The organism is Neobacillus piezotolerans (genome assembly GCF_003362805.1).
Taxonomy (GTDB): domain Bacteria; phylum Bacillota; class Bacilli; order Bacillales; family Cytobacillaceae; genus Bacillus_D; species Bacillus_D piezotolerans.
This window is the reverse complement of record NZ_QNQT01000002.1, coordinates 116,335-135,981: the sequence shown is the minus strand read 5'-3', so window position 1 is coordinate 135,981 and position 19,647 is coordinate 116,335. Positions and strand designations below refer to the sequence as shown.

General features: G+C 46.4%; 23 protein-coding genes and 1 riboswitch. Of the genes, 8 read left to right on the top strand and 15 right to left on the bottom strand.

The window, feature by feature from the left end:
- Positions 1-121: 121 nt before the first annotated feature.
- Positions 122-303, bottom strand: a riboswitch (Lysine riboswitch).
- A 134-nt stretch (positions 304-437) separates the two neighbouring features.
- The 11 genes from DRW41_RS05780 to DRW41_RS05730 form a co-directional block, all read right to left on the bottom strand.
- Positions 438-1,382, bottom strand: a complete 945-nt coding sequence (locus DRW41_RS05780) for a carbohydrate kinase family protein (RefSeq protein WP_115451030.1) — start codon at positions 1,380-1,382, stop codon at positions 438-440.
- Positions 1,379-2,860: a glycoside hydrolase family 32 protein gene (locus DRW41_RS05775; protein ID WP_115451029.1), complete on the bottom strand. Its 1,482-nt coding sequence runs from the start codon at positions 2,858-2,860 to the stop codon at positions 1,379-1,381. Before DRW41_RS05775 ends, DRW41_RS05780 begins: the two co-directional genes overlap by 4 nt.
- A gap of 97 nt (positions 2,861-2,957) precedes the next feature.
- Positions 2,958-4,364 (bottom strand): sucrose-specific PTS transporter subunit IIBC, encoded by a 1,407-nt coding sequence (locus DRW41_RS05770; RefSeq protein ID WP_115451028.1) that lies wholly within the window; start codon positions 4,362-4,364, stop codon positions 2,958-2,960.
- 215 nt (positions 4,365-4,579) lie between these two features.
- A complete protein-coding gene (locus DRW41_RS05765) occupies positions 4,580-5,593 on the bottom strand; it encodes a LacI family DNA-binding transcriptional regulator (protein WP_281272283.1) in 1,014 nt (337 codons plus the stop codon).
- A gap of 134 nt (positions 5,594-5,727) precedes the next feature.
- Positions 5,728-6,225, bottom strand: coding sequence for a hypothetical protein (locus DRW41_RS05760; protein WP_115451026.1), 498 nt, complete (start codon positions 6,223-6,225; stop codon positions 5,728-5,730).
- A gap of 28 nt (positions 6,226-6,253) precedes the next feature.
- Positions 6,254-6,715, bottom strand: a complete 462-nt coding sequence (locus tag DRW41_RS05755) for an Hsp20/alpha crystallin family protein (protein WP_115451025.1) — start codon at positions 6,713-6,715, stop codon at positions 6,254-6,256.
- Positions 6,716-6,763: 48 nt separating this feature from the next.
- Positions 6,764-7,231, bottom strand: a complete 468-nt coding sequence (locus DRW41_RS05750) for an Hsp20/alpha crystallin family protein (protein ID WP_115451024.1) — start codon at positions 7,229-7,231, stop codon at positions 6,764-6,766.
- Between the two features lie 12 nt (positions 7,232-7,243).
- A complete protein-coding gene (locus tag DRW41_RS05745) occupies positions 7,244-7,486 on the bottom strand; it encodes a spore germination protein (protein ID WP_115451023.1) in 243 nt (80 codons plus the stop codon).
- Positions 7,487-7,518: 32 nt separating this feature from the next.
- The gene (locus tag DRW41_RS05740) at positions 7,519-7,761 is read right to left on the bottom strand and encodes a spore germination protein (RefSeq protein WP_115451022.1); all 243 of its coding nucleotides are present in this window, start codon (positions 7,759-7,761) and stop codon (positions 7,519-7,521) included.
- A gap of 67 nt (positions 7,762-7,828) precedes the next feature.
- Entirely contained in the window at positions 7,829-8,047 is a 219-nt protein-coding gene (locus DRW41_RS05735) for a spore germination protein (protein ID WP_245959360.1), read from the bottom strand.
- Positions 8,048-8,257: 210 nt separating this feature from the next.
- The gene (locus DRW41_RS05730; RefSeq protein ID WP_439330849.1) at positions 8,258-9,286 is read right to left on the bottom strand and encodes a YeiH family protein; all 1,029 of its coding nucleotides are present in this window, start codon (positions 9,284-9,286) and stop codon (positions 8,258-8,260) included.
- A gap of 120 nt (positions 9,287-9,406) precedes the next feature.
- On the opposite strand from DRW41_RS05730, the gene DRW41_RS05725 reads away from it, so the two are divergent.
- Positions 9,407-10,285 (top strand): LysR family transcriptional regulator, encoded by an 879-nt coding sequence (locus DRW41_RS05725; RefSeq protein WP_115451021.1) that lies wholly within the window; start codon positions 9,407-9,409, stop codon positions 10,283-10,285.
- 37 nt (positions 10,286-10,322) lie between these two features.
- Here DRW41_RS05725 and DRW41_RS05720 read toward each other — a convergent pair whose 3' ends face one another.
- Positions 10,323-11,180 (bottom strand): CPBP family intramembrane glutamic endopeptidase, encoded by an 858-nt coding sequence (locus DRW41_RS05720; protein WP_115451020.1) that lies wholly within the window; start codon positions 11,178-11,180, stop codon positions 10,323-10,325.
- 132 nt (positions 11,181-11,312) lie between these two features.
- On the opposite strand from DRW41_RS05720, the gene DRW41_RS05715 reads away from it, so the two are divergent.
- From DRW41_RS05715 to DRW41_RS05695, 5 genes are all read left to right on the top strand, one after another.
- A complete protein-coding gene (locus DRW41_RS05715) occupies positions 11,313-12,623 on the top strand; it encodes an MFS transporter (protein ID WP_115451019.1) in 1,311 nt (436 codons plus the stop codon).
- A gap of 172 nt (positions 12,624-12,795) precedes the next feature.
- A complete protein-coding gene (locus tag DRW41_RS05710; protein WP_115451018.1) occupies positions 12,796-14,034 on the top strand; it encodes an MFS transporter in 1,239 nt (412 codons plus the stop codon).
- 175 nt (positions 14,035-14,209) lie between these two features.
- Positions 14,210-14,917 (top strand): 23S rRNA pseudouridine(2604) synthase RluF, encoded by a 708-nt coding sequence (rluF, locus tag DRW41_RS05705; RefSeq protein WP_115451017.1) that lies wholly within the window; start codon positions 14,210-14,212, stop codon positions 14,915-14,917.
- Between the two features lie 250 nt (positions 14,918-15,167).
- Positions 15,168-16,028: a helix-turn-helix domain-containing protein gene (locus tag DRW41_RS05700; protein WP_115451016.1), complete on the top strand. Its 861-nt coding sequence runs from the start codon at positions 15,168-15,170 to the stop codon at positions 16,026-16,028.
- 55 nt (positions 16,029-16,083) lie between these two features.
- A complete protein-coding gene (locus tag DRW41_RS05695) occupies positions 16,084-16,461 on the top strand; it encodes a VOC family protein (protein ID WP_115451015.1) in 378 nt (125 codons plus the stop codon).
- A 47-nt stretch (positions 16,462-16,508) separates the two neighbouring features.
- Here the strand turns inward: DRW41_RS05695 and DRW41_RS05690 are convergent, their stop codons facing one another.
- Positions 16,509-16,847, bottom strand: a complete 339-nt coding sequence (locus DRW41_RS05690; protein ID WP_115451014.1) for a zinc ribbon domain-containing protein YjdM — start codon at positions 16,845-16,847, stop codon at positions 16,509-16,511.
- A 97-nt stretch (positions 16,848-16,944) separates the two neighbouring features.
- A complete protein-coding gene (locus DRW41_RS05685; RefSeq protein WP_115451013.1) occupies positions 16,945-17,454 on the bottom strand; it encodes a hypothetical protein in 510 nt (169 codons plus the stop codon).
- A 244-nt stretch (positions 17,455-17,698) separates the two neighbouring features.
- On the opposite strand from DRW41_RS05685, the gene DRW41_RS05680 reads away from it, so the two are divergent.
- Complete coding sequence (locus tag DRW41_RS05680; RefSeq protein WP_115451012.1) at positions 17,699-18,139, top strand: YtoQ family protein; 441 nt, start codon at positions 17,699-17,701, stop codon at positions 18,137-18,139.
- Positions 18,140-18,259: 120 nt separating this feature from the next.
- Here DRW41_RS05680 and DRW41_RS05675 read toward each other — a convergent pair whose 3' ends face one another.
- Positions 18,260-19,324, bottom strand: a complete 1,065-nt coding sequence (locus tag DRW41_RS05675; RefSeq protein WP_115451011.1) for a DmpA family aminopeptidase — start codon at positions 19,322-19,324, stop codon at positions 18,260-18,262.
- A 132-nt stretch (positions 19,325-19,456) separates the two neighbouring features.
- Here DRW41_RS05675 and DRW41_RS22885 point away from each other — a divergent pair, with 132 nt between their 5' ends.
- Complete coding sequence (locus DRW41_RS22885) at positions 19,457-19,621, top strand: hypothetical protein (protein ID WP_181884439.1); 165 nt, start codon at positions 19,457-19,459, stop codon at positions 19,619-19,621.
- The last annotated feature ends 26 nt before the right edge of the window (positions 19,622-19,647 follow it).

The window sequence follows — 19,647 nt, the reverse complement described above, 5'->3', positions numbered from 1 at the left end:
CCCTTTTTTTCACCCTTCATTTCCCCTTTCATTTTTTCTATTCGCCAAAACACCAAAAAGCGGCCCGAGATAAACTCAGGCCGCAAAATGTACAGTCTGCACCTAAATCCTCTCTTTTTCCCAATGAGATAGCACAACTCAATAAACCGGGCAGCTTATTGAGACAGTCCGGCAGTTCTTCACTGCAGGCCCAGCAGGCAATATTGAGTATATGGCCCACTTCGGCGGTATTTCCTTCTCCCTAGTCTCGATGCTTCTCAGGCTCCACTAAAGACTGTTAAATACCGCGCCTCTACCCCACTATCCAAAGTGAGGTGGTTCTATTAAATTATATACAAGTTAGACTATAACATTCCGCCAAGTATGTCAACCAAATTCCCATTGCGGCGCATGTTTCTTGATTCCATTTAAGGTTCGTTCTGGAAAACAAAGTGATATCAGTTTTTGGTATTTAAATAGCCGCTTAGTTCTTTTAGATTAGGCAGTCCTGCCATGGCTCCTTTTTTCGTTGTCGCGAGCCCGCCCGACACACTGGCGAAGCGGACCATCTCCCGTATTTCCTGTTCGGAATGGCCGGTTAAGGTTTTCGGGGATTCATTGATGGAATAAAGGATGCCCGCAACAAAGGCATCGCCGGCACCTGTTGTATCGACAACTTTGCACCGAAGGGCTGGCACCTTTCCTGTTATTCCGTTAAAAGAATAGATGCTCCCCTCACCGCCAAGCGTCAAAAGTGTAAGTGGCACTTCACGGAGCTTGGCCAGTCCTTCCTCCAGGCTTGCGGCACCGGTCAGAAAAGAAAGCTCCACATCCGAAACCTTCAGGATATCAACATATGGAAGGACAGAGAGAATCGTTTCCCTCGCCTGTTCTTCGGACTCCCATAAACCAATTCTTAGGTTTGGGTCATAGGAAACGAGCATTCCCGCTTCCTTTGCTTTTTCAATTGCCCAAAGTGTTGCCGATCTTGACGGCTCGCCGATTAAGGAAATGGATCCAAAGTGGAAAATCTTATTGGTTTTAAACAAGGAAGGGGCAAGTTCTTCTTTTCGTAAAAAACGGTCAGCGCTTGGGTCGATGTAAAAGCTGAAGCTCCGTTCCCCGGAAGGTTCAAGCGTCACAAATGTCACGCCGGTTCTCGCTTCCTTCGTCAGGACAAGAGGAGATGCGTCGACACCGTAGCCTTCGAGCGTCTCCTTCAGGAAATGCCCAAGCACATCATCGCCCACTTTCCCGATAAAGGCCGCCCTTCCTCCGAGTTTGGAGATGCCGACAGCGACATTGGCCGGAGCCCCGCCCGGCGCTTTTTGATACGTAAGATTTTCGGAATCAAGCGGAATGAAATCAATCAGCGCTTCCCCTAAACATAAAACACCCTTCATAGCGCACCTCTTTGAAAATTGTATCGTTCAATGCTCATCTTCTCCAAGTCCCATTTGGCGAGGCTGAAGTTCCCCATACCATAGAAAATGATTGTTTCGTTTTCGGGTTTAGGGAAATAGCGCGCGGAAAATACTTCCTCCCCTTCGTTCACGAAGACTTCGAGCGAAGAATTGTCCATATAAATCCTTAGCTGTGATAGGCCGGAAATCTCGCATGTCCTTCTTTCCGGTTCGCCTGATTTGAAATTTTTCCTGATCAGGCTAATCTCCCGTTTATCAGAATCATAAAATAGCTCCGCTTCGCCGCGAAACCGGATTCGGAAGCCTCCGAACTCTACTCTCATTGTATCCAGTAGCAATTCCACCGACTTCCCCTTGACTCCGTTGAATTCTGTTGCCGGTCCGGCCAACTCGGCATCCTTGTATTCAATTCTGTTTTTCCGGAGCATTGAGAGCTCATCAATCGGCCGTTGGTAAACTTTTTCGCCGCGAAGGTTTAATTCGCGCGGAATAGTGAGCGCATGTACCCAACGATTGGCTAAAGTGGGCTGATGCGGCTCATTTTCGTCGGTTATGCCCATCCAGCCGTAAAGGATGGTTCTTCCCTTATCATCGACAAATGTTTGCGGCGCATAAAAATCAAACCCGCGGTCAAGCTCTGTAAACGTGCCATGCATAAATTGCGCTGTTTCATAATCCAGCTGGCCGACAAAATAGCCCGATTGAAACAGATTATTGTAAAAGTGTCCGCTCGGATCCAATCCCTGAGGCGACACGAGCAAAACATCCTTCCCGCTCAGCCGGATGAGGTCCGGGCACTCCCACATATAGCCGAAGTCCGACAGGCCATTCATTCCATCTCCGGCAATCAGGCCCGTTTCCGTCCAGCTCAGCAGGTTATCCGAGGAAAATAAGACCGTGGCCCCTTTCCCATTCAGTGTCTGCGCGCCGATGACCATATACCAGCGGCCGTCTTTCCACCAAACCTTCGGATCCCGGAAATGGGCAGTGTACCCCTCTGGCAGCTTGAGGACCGGCCCCTTTTTTTCAAAATGAACGCCGTCCCCGGAGACCGCCACACATTGATACGTCTCCCGCGTCCCATCATCAAGCTTAACGTTTCCGGTATAAAAGAGATACAGCTTTCCTTCCCATTCAACGGCGCTTCCGGAATAGCAGCCATTCCGCTCATACCATTCACTCGGGGCGAGGGCAATCGGCTCCTCCCTCCAGTGAACCATGTCCCTTGATGAATAATGTCCCCAAAACTTCGCCCCATGGGCAGTTTCGAAAGGGTTCCACTGGTAAAACACATGATAGGAGCCTTTATACTGGACGAGTCCGTTCGGATCATTCAGCAAGCCAACCGGGGGCATAAGATGGTAATTAAGCCGATATGGATCGTTTTCCACCAGAACTTTATTCTTTTCAATTTCTTCATACGCTTTTTGAACCAGGAGAGCTTCCTTTTCAGCCATCAGAGAACCTCCTTGTGTCGGTTTCTTCCCCATTTTTGCGAGGAGCTTCAATTTTTAAAAAAAGAAGGCAAGGGCCGCCCTGCCTTCTTTGCAAAACTTATTGTTGTTCAATTTCTTTTTTCACCTTATCCGAGTATCCAAACATCCAGGTAAGCGCGAACGCGACAGCTATCGCCACCAGGTTGACAAGGATGTACGGAAGGATTTGCCCATTTAAATAGAGGAGCGTTCCCGGGATAACGGTAACAGCCATTCCGGTTCCTTTCAGTCCAAGAATTGACGCCAAAAATCCGCCGGCCGCCCCGCCGATGAGGCCCATGACAAACGGCTTGCCGTACCGGAGGTTAACCCCGAAAATCGCCGGCTCGGTGATTCCCAATAAAGCCGAGACCGAGGATGGATAGGCAAGTGCTTTCAATTTAACTGATTTGGTTTTAAGGCCAACCGCGAGCGCTGCGCCGGCCTGCGCGGCAACCGCGCACGTAACAATCGCATTGTACGGATTGCTGTGATATTTCGCTAACAGCTGGATTTCCAGCATGTTGAAAATGTGATGGACTCCGGTAATAACAATGATTTGGTTAAGTCCGCCAATCAGCAGGCCGCTAATTCCGAAAGGCCAGGAAAGGACATTCGTTGCAACCGATAAAATGCCTTGTTCAATAGTGTGGAAAATCGGGCCGATGACGAGCAGTGAAAGTGAAATCATGACAAGTAAAGTTATGAATGGCGTAACAATAAGGTCAAGCGCTTCGGGCACGCGCTTCCTTACCCACCTTTCCAGCTTCGCCCCGATTATCCCCGCAATAAATGCAGGTAAAACCGACCCTTGATAGCCGACAACGGGGATGAATCCGAAGAAGCGAAGCGGTTCGACATCACCGCCAGCTACCCCCCATGCGTTCGGCAAAGACGGGCTGACAAGCATCAATCCAAGGACAAGGCCGATAATCGGCGTCCCGCCAAATACCCTGAACGTTGACCAGGCCACAAGCGCTGGGAGGAAAATAAACGCCGTATCCGTCAAAATTTGCGTGAACAGAAGGAAGTTTTCCGGCACATGGTCAGGCGTAATGCCGAATAGCGACAAAATTTCTTCCTGCATGACAAGGCCGCGGACACCCATGAATAATCCAGTCGCAACGAGGACGGGGATAATGGGAACAAACACATCACCGAACGTCCGGATTGCCCGCTGGAACCTCGATCCCGATTTAATTGCTTCCGTCTTCTGCTCGGAAGCCGACTTTGTTTCTAGCCCAAACTGGGAAACCTCTTCATAAATCCGGTTGACCGTCCCTGTCCCAAAAATAACCTGGTACTGCCCCGAGTTGAAAAAAGCCCCCTTGACCTTATCAATCTGTTCGACTCGTTCCTGATCAATTTTTTCCTTGTCGTTCACCATGATGCGCAGGCGGGTTGCACAATGGGCAACCGAATGGATATTTTCCCTGCCGCCGACAGCATCAATCAAATCTTCGGCAATTTTGCGATTTTCCGACATTGGATTCACCCCTAATTAGTTTACTTACGAATCAATATCACAACGGCCTGAAAATTAAACTATTTCTTCTAAAGACTGGAATCGGATTCAGCCGGAAGTGATTTCAAAAAAGGCGGAATGGAAGCGGCCTTTTTATGTGGAATCGATTCCACAAATAAGTAAAAATAAAGTGTAATCGATGGCACTGCTAATTATGGAATCGATTACACTTTCTATTATATGCTTTCCCTTTCGAGAAGTCTATGATGAACAACTTGGGGTTTTTCATGATAGGATTCTCCATTTATGTACCCTAATAACAATCTGGCTGCTTCACGGCCCGCATCCTCCACGGAAAAATCGATGGTTGTCAAAGAAGGGGTAATAAACCTTGAAAGCTCCGAAGCTCCCATACCCGCGACAGCCATATCCTTTGGCACCGAGAGCCCCTGTCCCTTCAAATATTGCATCGCGCCGATTGCGAGCCTGTCTGTTACGGCCAGCAAACCGGTTGGCATTGTTTTCGATTCTTCGAGGATTGCTTTCATGCAATGATAGCCGGATTCCATGTTGAATTCCCCTTTTTGGACCCAGCCTTCCTCAATGGGCAACTGGTGTTCCTCCATGGCATCCACATAGCCGAGCTTCCGGCAATGGCCAACAGCGCGGTCTTTTTCATCCACTCCAATGAACGCTATCCTTTTATGGCCCTTTTTTATAAATAAAGAGGCCATGTCCCTTGCCGCCTGGTAATCATCGAATATGACACTCGCGAGCTCCGGGATATGTTGCCCGACAGCGACAAACGGCATATTCAATCGCTTGATTTCCCCCGTCAGCCCACTATTAATATTTGTTGCCGATAAAATGATGCCATCCACATGGCGGCTTTTCAGCAGCCTTACATATTCTATTTCTTTTTCAGGTTTAAGATTTGAGTTTGCTAGAAGGATTTGATACCCTTCCTTTGCCAGAATATCATCCATTCCTTTTACAAGCCTGCTGGAGGTTTCTGTACTGATTTTCGGAAGGATCGCGCCAATGACCCTTGTTTTCTTCGTGCGCAGGGATTTCGCATTTTCGCTCGGGACATACCCAGTTTCCTCAATCACTTTCATAACCCTTTCCCTTGCTTCCCCGCTTACATATCCACTGTTGTTTAAAACCCGGGAAACAGTCGTCCTTGAGACGTTCGCCCTTTCGGCAATTTCCTTAATCGTCAACATGTATAAATCCCTCCTGGCATACAACTATTGTACACAAAAAAAGCCAGAAGTCCCATCCAGCCTTTTAGAGGTCCCGGAAAAGCAATTTACTCATCTCATTCGGAAAAGCCCTTCTTTTTCGCATAAATAAATGCTGATGCATCCTCCATCAGCATTCTTCAGGAATCATCCTTGTTCCCCTTTTCCTTTATTTCACCCATCTTTTCCTTATACTTCCCCTTTAGCTCCTCGAACTCGCCCTTCGATTCCTCGCTGGTTTCTCCAAGGCCGGCCTTTTCATAAGTTGTTCCAATATTCAAATGGCCGCTCAGCTCTTTTATCCCGATGGTCCCAAGATTGTTTGCCTGGTCAAATTTTTCAATGAACAGCTTTTCGACCTTAATTTCCTGAAATATGACTGGAGGTATGCTAGAATTCCCGTTTTCCTTGGGAGTCTCCGGTTGACTGGCCCATATGCCGGAAATTTCGCCATACTGTTTTTCCAAATCCGACACCCTGTTCTCCAGTTTCGAAATGGTCCTCGCAAACTGATTCAATAGTTGATAGATTGGCGCCATTTCCGCATTGACTGTTTTTTGGATGTATAGAAAGATCTTTCTTTCCAGATGATCGGTACCTTCCAGTTTTCTTTCCTGCTCTGATTTTTTTAAAGGCATAACCTGGCTCACACCCTACTTTTTAAACTCAGCGGATCATGATCGTTTCTTCCCTTGTATACCTTCTTGGATACGTCATAATGAGAAGCCCGTTTTCAAACCTTGCATGGATATCCTTGCTTTCGGCGGGCTCCGGAAGGTCAATATTCCTTTGGAATTCTCCGTATTTCCGTTCGGTTTGCACAGTGACCCCATTGATCATCGGCGCCTGGAGGATTCCCTTAATTGTGAGCCTGGTGCCGGAAACCGATAGGGCAATATCTTCCCTTAGCGCCCCCGGGATTTCAAGCAAAAGGATGACATCCCTGTCGGTTAGGAAAATATCGGTTTTCGGGTAGGTGCCTGGTTTTTCTTTCGCCTTTCTTTGGCGGACAGGCTGGTCGTCCGGTGCGTCGCCTGGCGGATTGTCTTCAAACACCATCTCCCAAAACCGGCCATTTTGATACTGCTGGGTCATTTCAATCCATTGTTTGATTTTATCCATATCCATCCGTTCGTCCCCCACTTTTTTAAAAAAGAACGATCCGCCAGGGAAGGATTATTCCATGGGCGGGACAGCGACTTCGGTAAATTGCGGGTCCATCCTCTTCCTCATTTTTATTTGCAGGTAATTGTCCCGGTATTCTGAAACAGAATCCTTCATTTTTACCATCGAAGGCAATGCCAGGACTTGCCTGGACTCTGGCGTCGGCAGCCCTTCTATGATCAACTGGTTCGTATTATGATAGATTTTCAAGTTCGCCAGCTGCTCGGCATTTTTGATATACATTCTTACATACACATGGTCATGGCTTTCGAAAGTGGCGGCCTGAAACGATTCTATTGGATTTGTTTGCATGGCCTCTCCCTGCTCCGCATGCAGGATGTCCGCCATTTCAACATGTTTCATTGAGGAGGCTATGGACTTTTCCACCATATCCTCCACAAATTTAGTAATATCGTTATTCAGGAACGACTGGTTGAGCCACTTTGGCAGCCCGCCTTTAAAAAATGGAAAAGGCAACATAACAGCCCTCCTTTAAAATTGATTGCTCATTGGGAACGATGGGTTGGCGATTTGATCTTGGTCACTTATATCAGGGTCAATGTTGTTAGCCCCCATACATGATGTAGTCGGCGACAAGTCACCCAAGGAAATGTTCGCACCTACATACTTCGCGTTCGCAGTATGGCTGTTATGAATAACCGCTCCCACATCAAGGTTGCCGTTGGTTGTAATTCCGTTCGTTTTCATGCTGAATATATTTATGAAATAAGGCATGCTGTACTCCTTTCAAAAAAGCGATGGTTTTATCAATACTGGTTCGAATTTACATTTGCAGGAGTTCCGATATCCCCTTGATCGTTTACATCCGGATCGATGAATACATTTTCCATGCCGGAAGTTGCCGGGGAAGTATCGCCATAAGTGGAGTTGACCCCTTGCGATTTCGTATTGGCGGTTGGCGAGTTATGAAGGGCGTCTCCGATGTTCAGGGAGCCATTGTTCGATATATTGTTTATTTTAATGCTGTATATGTTGATATTTGTGGGCATACTCTCTCCTCCCAACATGGCGTTGGTTATATATATGCCCAGGTTCTCCAATTGGTTAAAGAAGGTTCTACTCGTTTCCACCGCCTGTTTGACCCGTATTGATATCAATCGCCTTTGTCTCGTTGCCGCACTCAATAACCTTTGAAAAATCCCCAAAAGCCAAGGAAGCCCCCGCCATTTTAAAATTGGAAGTATGGCTGTTTTGCACGGTAGAACCAATGTTGATGTTTCCGTTCTGGGCGATAATATTCGTTTTCATCCGGTGGACAATCGCTATATTTCTCAATGGCTCACATCCTAAAAGGCAATTTCGTTTAGAATACTATATGCCAAAGGCCTGTCTGTTGTTATGAGCAGTCCTCCGTATGCTGCTTGGCCGGATTATCCCTTACTTGACCAAATATAAGTATAAGTTGGCCGAACCCCCAATTTATGTTCTTTCAAAAGAGCAACACTTCCATAAAAAAACAAGCCAGCAGCCCTGGCTTGTCCCGTCTTAATTCAAATGAAAGAAGTGAACAAGTAAATAACCGAAAACCGATAGAAGCACCGACCCAATGAGCCCTGCGGTAAAAGCCTTCATACCCAGTTTCCGGAATGTTTTAATTTCAACATTCATTCCCAAAGCAGCCATCGCCATCGCAATAAGCAGGTAGGCCGCGGTTACAATGTAGCCGGCCACGGTTTCCGACACAATCCCGAGCGTATTAAAGCCACTCATCGCCAGGAACCCAAGGATGAACCACGGAATGATCGACATGGAGATGCCTTTCTTCCCGCCTCCTTTTTCGCCTCGCTGGACATAAAAGCCAATTGCCAGCGCAACCGGAACCAGCAGGGCGACACGCGTTAATTTAACGATTACCGCCAAATCAACCGCCTCATTGCCTCCCGCCGCCGCCGCCGCGACAACATGGGCGATCTCATGCAATGTCCCTCCCGTAAACACGCCATAACCGGCCGGGCTAAGGTTCAATACTGAGTAGAGCAGTGTATAGGTCAATGTAAACAAAGTTCCCAAAATGGCAATGGTCGCTGCCGCAACCGCAGTCTCTTCCTCTTTCGCCTTCACTTGCGGCGACATCGCTACAATGGCGGCCGCCCCGCAAATCGCCGTTCCACATGCGGTGAGGATGCCAAGCTTTTTTTCAACCCCAAACCAGCGGCATAATCCGTATACTACAAACAGGGCGAAAACAATGTTCAGCGATGCCAAAAGGAACACCTTTCCCCCCGCGTTGTATATATCCGCAAGGTTCAGCCTCATACCCAGCAAAATAATCCCCAATCTGAGCAATTTCTTATTCGCGAATGTTATTCCAGGCTTCAAATCTTCCTTGAACCCAAACGCGGCTCTCCATGCCATTCCGAGGAGAATCGCGATGACAAGCTGGCCCATGATGGACAGGAACGAAAATCCTGATAAAAATTTCGCGGCCAGCGCAAGTAAAAGTGTAATCCCTAGTCCTTTTATAAAGGCCTCAGCCTTGTTTTGCTTCATTTCTCTCCCGTATGCGTTCCCCATCTCTGTCACTTCCCGTGTAGTAAGTTTGTACACTTATTACTTTATAGAATGGATATGTATTAGTAAAATACATATTAATAATTAGAGCAATTAGTTTTTTTAATAGCTGAGGTGAAGAAGTTGTATTATGACGCGTTAAAGACGTTCGTAACCCTTGCGGAAGTTGGAAATTTCACGAAAGCTTCCGAATCCCTCCATATATCCCAGCCAAGCGTCAGCCTTCACATTAAGAATCTTGAAAAGGAATTTCAGACCGAATTATTCCGGCGTTCTCCCAAAGGAGTCCAAATTACGCCAACAGGAAAAATTCTGTACAGCCGGGCAAGACAGCTGATGGCCATTTACGAGCAGGCAAAAGACGAAATACTGGAGCACCATAATTCAGTGCGGGGAAAATTGATCATCGGGGCGAGTTTTACCATAGGGGAGTATATATTACCGGGGCTTCTCCTGAAGGTTCAAAATGACTTTCCCGAATTGGAGTTTCAAATTGTCATCGGCAACACAGATGAAATCGTGAACGATGTCCAGGTTTTTAAGGTAGATATTGGGCTCATCGAAGGCCACACAAACGAAAAGGAGCTTATGGTCCATCCCCTGATGGAAGATGAATTGTTCCTCGTCTCCCCAAAAAGCCACCCTCTTGCTGGAAAAGATGAGGTTTCCATTTATGATCTCCAAAACCATGCATGGGTGACAAGGGAGGAAGGGTCGGGGACAAGGGAATATTTAAACCATTTTATCCGTTCCAACGGAATAAAAGTAAAATCCCTCCTTACAATCAGCAGCAACCAGGGGGTAAAAGAAAGCATCATGAAAGGATTGGGCCTCTCACTTCTGTCACAAAGTGTAATTGACAGGGAGGTAAAGCACGGGGAATTGTCGATCATCCATTTAAAAAACAAAAAGTTCACCCGGACCCTTTCCTATATCTATTCCCCTATCATGAGGAACAAGCGGAGCGTTGAAGCCTTCATGCAAGTGCTTTCCAAAGAATAAAAAGTACTTTACTTTATAATAGCGGCCAAAAAGCGGCTCAATTGAAGCCGCTTTTTTTGTATTCATCCTTTCCCGCCTTCCCGACAACAAGCCACCAGATGAAGGCACTATAAAGGATAACCGCCGGAATGCCCGCTTCAATCCCGAATGCGCCTCCAGTGACCAACGGGCTGTCGGTCGCAAAACTCGCCTTGACTAGGGACGCCCCTTCGTAATCGGAGCCATTAGTAAAGCCGATAATTCTTGGATTAAGGACGAAATTCCATATCGTATGAACGGCCGCCGCATTCCAAAGATTTCCCGTTTTTTGCACAATGAGTGAAAACATTATTCCCACAATAGTGCCCGCTGTTAAAATGAACAATGTATCAAGCACCTGAAGACTGCCTCCCGTTAGGAGATGAAGGGCCCCGAACAAAACCGAGGTGGCAACTATGGCTGAAGCCGCGCCCCATTTCCCTTCAATCACTTTAAACAAATAGCCCCTGAACAGCATTTCTTCTATGATGCCTGCGGAACATGAAACAATAAGTGAACCAACCAGCAACGCCAAAATAGTTTTAAAGGAAAGCTCCGTCTGAATTTCAAAAACAGAATACTGAGCGAGAAGGTAAAATACGATTACCGTAAGAGGCATTCCAAGTCCGATCAAAATCCATTGTTTTTCCACCTTAATCGGCCTTTGAATTCCAAAGCTGGCATTCGATTTTTTCAGCACCTTGCTTGAGTACACCCAAAACAGACCGACAGTAACTAGCAGCCGCAAGCTTTCTTTCAAAAGAGTTCTGATTGCGCCATTGCCTATCCCATCAGTCAGAGGGTTCACAAAAATGGCCGTGGCGAGAAATATAGACAAAAAAGAAAAACAATGAATAATGGCTTTCCCCGATTTCATACCTCGAGCTCCTTCCTAGATAGTTAAGCAGCTTACAAGGATGTATACTATTATTATTAAATTTAAGAATCGTTTTTTACCACCAAATTTTAAAAGGGCGAAAAAGGAATGTTTACCCGGAAAGGCTAAAAAATGAAGACATCTTTAAAGCGTTCCAAAGCGGCCAAAGACTTCATAGGCTCACCAGAAAAACAGCAACACCTTTATAGGAGGACTTTGCTTGTAGTCGTTATCTCGCAAATTTTCGGCGGTGCCGGCCTTGCCGCGGGTATTGCGGTTGGCGCCCTCCTTGCCCAGGACATGTTGGGTACTGATCGTTACGCTGGTATCCCTTCCGCCCTGTTCACTCTTGGCTCTGCCGGTGCCGCATTTCTGGTTGGAAGGCTCTCGCAGCGGTATGGGCGCCGGCTTGGGCTTTCAGCTGGATTCATTGCCGGCGGACTTGGATCCGCGGGGGTAGTGGCTGCGGCTGTGACCAACAGCATTCTCCTGTTATTTCTCTCACTGGTAATTTACGGCTCAGGATTTGCTACCAATCTCTTGTCCCGCTATGCGGGCACAGACCTGGCCAACTCGAATCAGCGGGCTACTGCAATCAGTACTGTCATGGTTTCAACGACCTTCGGGGTGATTGCCGGACCGAACCTCATCCAGGCTATGAGCGGGCTTGCCAAACTAGCCGGCATTCCACCTTTGGCCGGACCTTTCATTCTCTCGGCGGCAGCCTTCACGCTTGCGGGACTGGTATTATTCGTTTTCCTACGCCCGGATCCGCTCCTCCTGGCAAAAACAATAGGATTGCCAAAAAGCGAACCAACTGCCAATGGCATCGCTAACTCTGCTAAACAGCAAAACAAAAAAGGGCTGTTTGTCGGGACAGCCGTTATGATCATCAGCCACAGCGTCATGGTTGGAATTATGGCCATCACTCCCGTCCATATGGGGCACCATGGCCATGGACTCGGAAATGTCGGCCTGTTAATCAGCATCCATGCCGGTTCCATGTATCTTCCGTCCCTATTTACCGGGAAGCTTGTCGATAAGGCCGGCCGCAGTGCGATTGCCATTGCATCCGGCATCACCCTGCTCGGAGCCGGGCTACTCGCCGCTTTCGCACCTCCGGAATCCATGTTCTTGCTTACTACAGCCCTGGCCTTACTCGGCCTAGGATGGAACTTCGGGTTGGTTAGCGGAACCGCGCTCATCGTCGATTCAACAAACCCCGAAACCCGAGCGAAAACACAAGGGTCGGTCGATGTCCTGATTTCACTCGCTGGGGCCATGGCGGGGGCTGGCGCAGGTTTGGCGGCATCGCAATTTGGCTACTACAGCCTCTCCATCGCGGGCGGCATCCTTTCCCTGCTGCTTGTACCCGCGGCTATCTGGTTACGAACCGGTTCCGAATCCCCTTTGGAAAATAGGGCCACGACAGTAAGCAAATAATCCTTCCTACCCCATTTGGACGGCGCGGCCTGCCTTGCGCCTGGAGAAGTGGGGTTTTTCACTGCCTTTTCCCCATGCTGGTTCTATTTGTTTTTTCCAAAAGAGGGTAATTACCATTTTCCTAGAATATAACACTATGTATATACAGAAAACATAGGGGGATACATTTTTCATGGAAGTTGCCTTAAAATCTGAAATAAAAAATCAGCCACAGCCTTCACTTTGGAAGCAGCGGAACTTCTTGCTTCTATGGACAAGCGGCCTTATCTGGTCGTTCGGATTCCAATTTTACTATGTCGCCCTGCCCTTGCTGATTTACAAACTGACACAATCCGCTAGCGCGATGTCGACGATGCGGGCAATCGAGTTCATACCCAATATCATCTTCGGGATGATCATTGGCGTGCTTGTTGACCGGTACAGCCGGAAAGGAGTCATGTTCTCGACGACCCTCGTCCATGTTTGCTGCATGCTCGCCCTTGTACTCCTGCTTCTTGCAGGCCAATTGCAGATTTGGCATATGTATCTAATCGGGTTTATTGTCTCAACTGCCGGATATGCTTTCGGCAATGCCCAGCACTCCGCGTTTCCGCAAATCTTCGGCAAAGAGCAGCTGACAGAAGCCAATTCCCACTTCTCTTTTGCCAGCACGCTTATGAACATGATAGGACCTGGCATCGCCGGCATGATGATTGCCTGGCTGTCATATGAAGCCAACTTCATCGTCTACTTAATTTTATTATTGATTTCCCTTTTTCTCGTCCAGCTGACGGTGATACCGAAGACCACCATCCCTGTAAAACAGAAAGGGAAAGCCTCGATTCGAGGCGAGATGAAGGAAGGATGGGACGAGCTTATCCATAATAAGCTTTTGCTGGCGCCAACCATCATCATCCTGCTCCTCAACTTCATTAACGGACTTGGAAACATTGTCGTGTTCTATGCTGTCGATCTTTTGCATGCGACGGAAGAACAGGTAGGCTTCATGCTGAGCATAGGGGCAGTCGGCGGCCTTTTGGGCGCCCTCGTAATGCCCCATTTAAAGAAACGGTTTCGAAGGGGACAGTTGTTTCTTTATTCAATGTATTTCGTTCTTGCCGGGACAATTATCCTCAATTTTGCCACTACATGGTGGCTTGTCGGCATATCACAGTTCATAAGGACTTTCGCTGTAATCGTCATCAATGTCAACTATTTGAGCTTCCGACAGGAATTTACGCCGAACCACCTTCTGGGGAGGGTCGCGGGCACCTCGTCCATGCTTATGAAACTGGCTTTGCCATTTGGATTATTCATTTCCGGTATATGGGCGGAGGTCTGGAATGTCCCGAGCCTGTTTGTCTGCTGCAGCATCCTCATGTTCCTGCTATGCCTCGGGATGCGCGGAAACCCGATTGGCAACGTGAAATAGCGAGCTTATTTACTTATGAAGAGTTCTGAATAATTAGCTATAAAACGTTTATACTAATGCCCGCCGGTTAACAAGAAAGGAGAAGTAACCTTTCTTTTTTACTTTTGCTTTGCACTACAGATGAGTTGTGGTGTATTTTTAAAAAGACAAAATACTACAGAAGGTTGGTATCACCTTGCGGCTTAATAAATTCATTAGTGACTCGGGGAAAACATCGAGGCGCGGCGCTGATAAACTCATTGCTGATGGCAGAGTGACCATAAACGGAAAAATCGCCAAAATAGGCAGCCAGGTTAATCCGGGCGACGACGTCCGGGTGAACGGCGAACAAATTCGTGTTGCCAGGAATCATGTATATATCGCATTAAATAAGCCAGTTGGCATTACGAGCACAACCGAAAAGAATGTGAAAGGCAATATTGTCGACCTGGTCAACCACCCGCTGCGAATTTTCAACATCGGCCGGCTTGATAAGGATTCGGAAGGGCTTATCCTCCTGACGAATGACGGCGATATCGTCAATGAAATTTTGCGTTCGGAAAACAAGCATGAGAAGGAGTACATTGTCTCGGTCGACAAACCGATTACTCCGGAATTTCTGAAGCATATGTCTGAGGGGGTCAAAATCCTCGGCACGAAGACTCTTCCATGTAAAGTGGAGCAGCTATCAAAGTTTGATTTTAAAATCATCCTCACCCAAGGGCTGAACCGCCAAATCCGCCGCATGTGCGAGGCGCTGGGCTACGACGTGTACCGATTGCAGCGCATCCGCATCATGAATATTGAGTTAGGCAACCTTCCTGTCGGACAATGGCGGGATCTTTCAAAGAAAGAGAAAACACGCCTTTTTGCCGAATTGAATTATGAACCGCAGGAATGGTGAACGATTGAGGGTTTGCACAGTGTGCGGACCCTTTTCTATTCGGTATGCCGCTGAGAATGTTTTTTTCAGGAGGATGAAGACACTTTTATTCGGTTCATCACCCCAAACTGTCTTCATCCCGATTAAATGTCCCTTAAACACTATGTAACTAGTAATCTTCTTTTCCACTACTCATCCAGACCATACTAGCTGATCAACACCCATGGTATACTATTGTTATCTGAAAATTTCTACTTCGGGAGTCGATGCCATGGCGAAAGAACATTCAACAAACTTTGTTTTGCACGCAAAAAGCAACCAGTTCCATTGGGAAGGCACCGGGCAGCTTTCCATTAAAACCTTTTCAAATGGAAAGGCACTATACAAGACAAATAAAGGTTTCTTTGCTGTTGAGGAAAACAGGTATTTGCTCTTGAATGAAGGCGAGTACACCATTTCAATCGACCAAAAGGAAGAAGTGGAATCCTTCTGCATTTTCTTCAGGGATGGATTTGCGGGAGAAGTATTACGCACAATGTCATCCTCCTCAAATGCGCTGTTAACAGACCCTTTTAAGGATTCGGATTCGATTGGCTTTTTTGAAAAAACGTATAACGCGACAACCAGCCTATCCGCCCGACTGACCGCCTTTAAGAAAAACCTGGCCGTCCTGAAGGAGGACCCGCTAGGTTATGAGGAGCAATTCCACATGTTCATGCAATCGCTTCTTTATACCCAGCTGGACACCCTCAAGGAGATTGAATCACTTAACGCGGTCCGCAGCTCGACCCGCGAGGAATTATACCGGAGAATCAGCATCGCCAATGACTACATACGATCGTTTTTTGATACGGCGATAAGTTTGGATGATATCGCCCGTATTTCCTGCATGTCTGCCAACCATCTTTTAAGAACTTACATACAACTCTTTGGCAAAACACCTTATCAGCACATATCCGAACTCAGGTTGGAAAAAGCAAAGCGGCTTTTGAAAAATCCAGGGTTGTCCATCACGGACATAACATTCGAGCTGGGTTTCAGCAACCCGGTTTCTTTCAGCAAAATGTTCAGGCAGCATGAGGGGCTATCCCCTAATCAGTACCGCAAAAAGGTGATTTTGGATAAGAACTAATCCTTTTAATTACCTATTCTTAAAATAAGCCAATAATCAAAGGGGGAAATTGAAAGTGGTAACATCTGCAATTCAAAAAGTAGGACAAATCGGGGTGCCAATCAAGGATATGGAGCGGGCGGTCCAGTTTTATAAAGAAAAACTCGGCCTTACGCTTCTTTTCACAGCGGGGAATCTCGCATTCTTTGATTGCGGAGGCCTTCGCCTTTTTCTTAGCCCTCCAGAGAACGAGGAGTTCGCACATCCTGGCTCCGTTGTCTATTTTACGGTCGAAAGCATCAATGAATCCTACGATGCATTAAAAAGCAATGGCGTTGAGTTCATCGACGAACCGCACCTTATTGCCAAAATGGGCCAAACAGAAACGTGGATGGCGTTCTTCAGGGATACGGAAGGCAATACCCATGCATTGATGAGCGAGTTTGAGGTTTAAGCGCAAAGCAGGAGGCCGCTATTGGAACGGCCCCCTGCTTTTTTACATTATATTTTTTTCACAAATTCGGATTTCAGTTTCATCGCACCGAAACCATCAATTTTGCAATCGATATCGTGGTCCCCTTCAACGAGGCGAATATTTTTTACTTTCGTGCCTTGCTTCAGGACAGATGAACTTCCTTTTACCTTAAGATCCTTAATTACAGTAACAGTGTCCCCGTCATTCAGGACATTGCCGTTCGCATCTTTAATGACCTTAACGTCCTCGTTATTTTCTGCACTATCCGCGGCCCACTCATACCCGCACTCCGGGCAAACAATCTGGACGCCGTCCTCATATGTATATTCTGAATTACATTGTGGGCAATTAGGTAAGTTGCTCATTTTCTTATTTCCTCCCATTGGCATTTTTGTTACATACCTACTAAATGCCCATTATACCATAAAGAATATGGCGTTCTTTCCCTCCAAAAAGAGGGATTTATCCTCTTAAAAATTTCATTACCATATATACCAACGTTGATAAAGCAAACCCCATCACCACAATCGTACTTAAAATCACCATTACACTTCTTTGTTGTATTCTGCTTATTGCTTTTTCTCCTTTATTTTCACTTGAAGTATAAATTGAGTTTTTTTTCTTATGTCTAATAAGGCCACGATTGACCAATTGCCCTTTTTTAAGTTTGTTGTAATCATATACATTCGTAAATACTCTGTGTTCAAATTCTCCCGACTCAGTTTTTAGCGTATAATAAAAAATCTTGGAATTACCGTATGATCGAATTCCTTTATCCTTTATGACAAATAAATGATCCCCATCATAAAATAGATTTTTTTTACACACATAATGAAAGTGATTCTTAAAAACTTCAAAGGCAAGCTTTTGATGTGCCTTCCTTGCATTATTTTTTCCTTTTTTTCTCTGGAGAGTAATGCCAATGATTCCGCCAATAATCGGTATAACAATTACTAACCAGCCCATATTCATTCCAGCCCTCTCTATATCTTCAATTTAAAACAATAATCTATGCAAAACAGCTTCTTCTTTAACGAAGTGTTTACAGCCAATTATCTATTTAAAGCATTTCGCCTTTTGGGATGTTTTCACCTCTAAAGAAATCCTGTTTTCTATGCGTTCAAATAGGGGAAAAACACCGGCAGGTAATTCCTTTGATAATTATTGCCCATTCTACTAGTATGAGGGTAATACTTTCTTTCCAGGAGGGATATGAATGGAACTCACTGTGTATTTAGCCGGACAGATTCATGACAATTGGCGGGAAGAAGTGCAGAGGAAGGCGGAGGAAAAAAATCTTCCATTGGCCTTTGTCGGTCCGCAAACAAATCATGATAGGTCAGATAACATTGGCGAGGATATTTTGGGGAAACAGCCCGGAAGTGTCTATAAGGATGATGCCGCATCCGATATTAACAATTTCCGGACTCAAGTATTGATGCAAAAATCGGATGTCGTCATCGCACTATTCGGTGAAAAATACAAGCAATGGAATACAGCAATGGACGCAAGCATGGCGATTGCGATGAATAAACCAACCATCATTGTCAGGCCGGAATCGCTAATCCACCCGTTAAAAGAACTTTCCAACCGGGCAAATGTAACAGTTGAAACTGTCGACCAGGCCATCGATGTTTTAAGCTATATCTTCGAATAGGCAAAAAGGGAAAGCGGCTGCTTTCCCCTTTTTATTTTTATCTTTTAATCCTTATTCCCGCCAAATCAGTCTTACTTTAATCGTATTGAGCAATTGTATTCTCATTCAACATGAGCCTCTTTAAACCAGAGAAATATTAAACTCTTCAACCATATCTTTAAAAGCCGGCCGTGTATTCCCGTCGCGCCCCACTACTGCCTCCGCTGTAACCAGGGAGTTCAAAACAGCCTCCTCTGTTGCTTCGCCTATCGCGCGGAAGGCCAGGTCAATATCTTCTTCATGAATCGTAGGAACAGATAATAGACGTTGCGGTTTCTCATGTGGGATTTTTGTGGCTGTGGAAAAACCGATAATGACCTCCCCGCTTCCGGTTGTAATAATCGAACCCGTCCTGGAAAGCCCCGTGACTGAGCGTTTAAGAATCCTGTTCAGCTGCCTTTCTGATACCGGCAGGTCCGTAGCAACGATGATCATGATCGATCCTTTATCCTCTTCCTGGTACGCTTGTGTAATGGCTTCCTTCAATTCCTGGCCTATCGCCTTGCCAGTCACCCTTAAATCGCTTAAAATCCCGAAATTCGATAAAACCAAAACTCCGATTGTGTACGTCCCATGCTGCATTTCCATCTTGCGGGAAGCAGACCCGATTCCACCTTTCAAGGAGTAACAGAGCATCCCGGTCCCAGCGCCAACCGCTCCTTCCATGAATTCAACCGAGGCATTTTCAATTGCCTGGAGAACATGCTCCCGCTTCACAAACTTTCCCCGTATATCATTCAAAAACATGTCATTGCATTCTCCGATGATTGGATTGACGGTCCCGGTAGTCCGGCCGATTTCCGGGTTCCGGTCCAGCATATAGTCGATCAACGTATCGGCTGCCGTGCCAATCCCCAATGTATTTGTAAGAAGAATCGGTGTTTCCAGGGTACCCAGCTCCGCCATCTGGATGGTTCCCATCGTTTTTCCAAACCCATTAATGACATGGCTTGAGGCGATCAGCTTCTCTTTGAATGTATTCCCCTGGTGGGGAAGGATGGCTGTGATTCCAGTCTGCATCTGTTTATCGCTCAGGGTCACATGGCCAACAGCCACCCCTTCAACATCCGTGATCGCATTAAGATTCCCCGGCTCCAATTTGCCGATTTTGACTCCGTAATCCCGTATTCTCTTTTGATTGAACATGGACATTCCCCTTTTTAAACAGTGGTTTTTTACCGTCTTATGTCCATTAAACGCCTTAGCCTCTTCGGCCGCAAGGCAAAGCGAATATTTTAAAGGGCGTTTTCCATACTAAAATCAAAGGAGGCGAATATCATGGCAAAACGGACAATGAAAAATGATCCTCAGCAAAAAAACAAACAAGGCTTTGATTCAAGCCAAACCGACTCCGAATTTGGAAAGGAATTTGGCAGCGCCAATGCGAACAAGGCTAAAAAGGAAAAGGAAAAAGAACAGAGGGCATATGAGAACAGGAGTTAGCACCCCCGCGCCGCTCCCTATCAAAA

Coding starts and splice junctions, on each gene's coding strand:
- DRW41_RS05750 (WP_115451024.1), bottom strand. CDS start 7,231: ATGTTGCCTTTTCCATTTTTTAAAGGCGGGCTGCCAAAGTGGCTCAAC.
- DRW41_RS05760 (WP_115451026.1), bottom strand. CDS start 6,225: ATGCCTTTAAAAAAATCAGAGCAGGAAAGAAAACTGGAAGGTACCGAT.
- DRW41_RS05685 (WP_115451013.1), bottom strand. CDS start 17,454: ATGAATATGGGCTGGTTAGTAATTGTTATACCGATTATTGGCGGAATC.
- DRW41_RS05700 (WP_115451016.1), top strand. CDS start 15,168: ATGGCGAAAGAACATTCAACAAACTTTGTTTTGCACGCAAAAAGCAAC.
- DRW41_RS05770 (WP_115451028.1), bottom strand. CDS start 4,364: ATGTCGGAAAATCGCAAAATTGCCGAAGATTTGATTGATGCTGTCGGC.
- DRW41_RS05740 (WP_115451022.1), bottom strand. CDS start 7,761: ATGCCCACAAATATCAACATATACAGCATTAAAATAAACAATATATCG.
- DRW41_RS05720 (WP_115451020.1), bottom strand. CDS start 11,180: ATGAAATCGGGGAAAGCCATTATTCATTGTTTTTCTTTTTTGTCTATA.
- DRW41_RS05690 (WP_115451014.1), bottom strand. CDS start 16,847: ATGAGCAACTTACCTAATTGCCCACAATGTAATTCAGAATATACATAT.
- DRW41_RS05745 (WP_115451023.1), bottom strand. CDS start 7,486: ATGCCTTATTTCATAAATATATTCAGCATGAAAACGAACGGAATTACA.
- DRW41_RS05780 (WP_115451030.1), bottom strand. CDS start 1,382: ATGAAGGGTGTTTTATGTTTAGGGGAAGCGCTGATTGATTTCATTCCG.
- DRW41_RS05775 (WP_115451029.1), bottom strand. CDS start 2,860: ATGGCTGAAAAGGAAGCTCTCCTGGTTCAAAAAGCGTATGAAGAAATT.
- DRW41_RS05710 (WP_115451018.1), top strand. CDS start 12,796: ATGGAAGTTGCCTTAAAATCTGAAATAAAAAATCAGCCACAGCCTTCA.
- DRW41_RS05675 (WP_115451011.1), bottom strand. CDS start 19,324: ATGTTCAATCAAAAGAGAATACGGGATTACGGAGTCAAAATCGGCAAA.
- DRW41_RS05755 (WP_115451025.1), bottom strand. CDS start 6,715: ATGGATATGGATAAAATCAAACAATGGATTGAAATGACCCAGCAGTAT.
- DRW41_RS05715 (WP_115451019.1), top strand. CDS start 11,313: ATGAAGACATCTTTAAAGCGTTCCAAAGCGGCCAAAGACTTCATAGGC.
- DRW41_RS22885 (WP_181884439.1), top strand. CDS start 19,457: ATGGCAAAACGGACAATGAAAAATGATCCTCAGCAAAAAAACAAACAA.
- DRW41_RS05680 (WP_115451012.1), top strand. CDS start 17,699: ATGGAACTCACTGTGTATTTAGCCGGACAGATTCATGACAATTGGCGG.
- DRW41_RS05730 (WP_439330849.1), bottom strand. CDS start 9,286: ATGGGGAACGCATACGGGAGAGAAATGAAGCAAAACAAGGCTGAGGCC.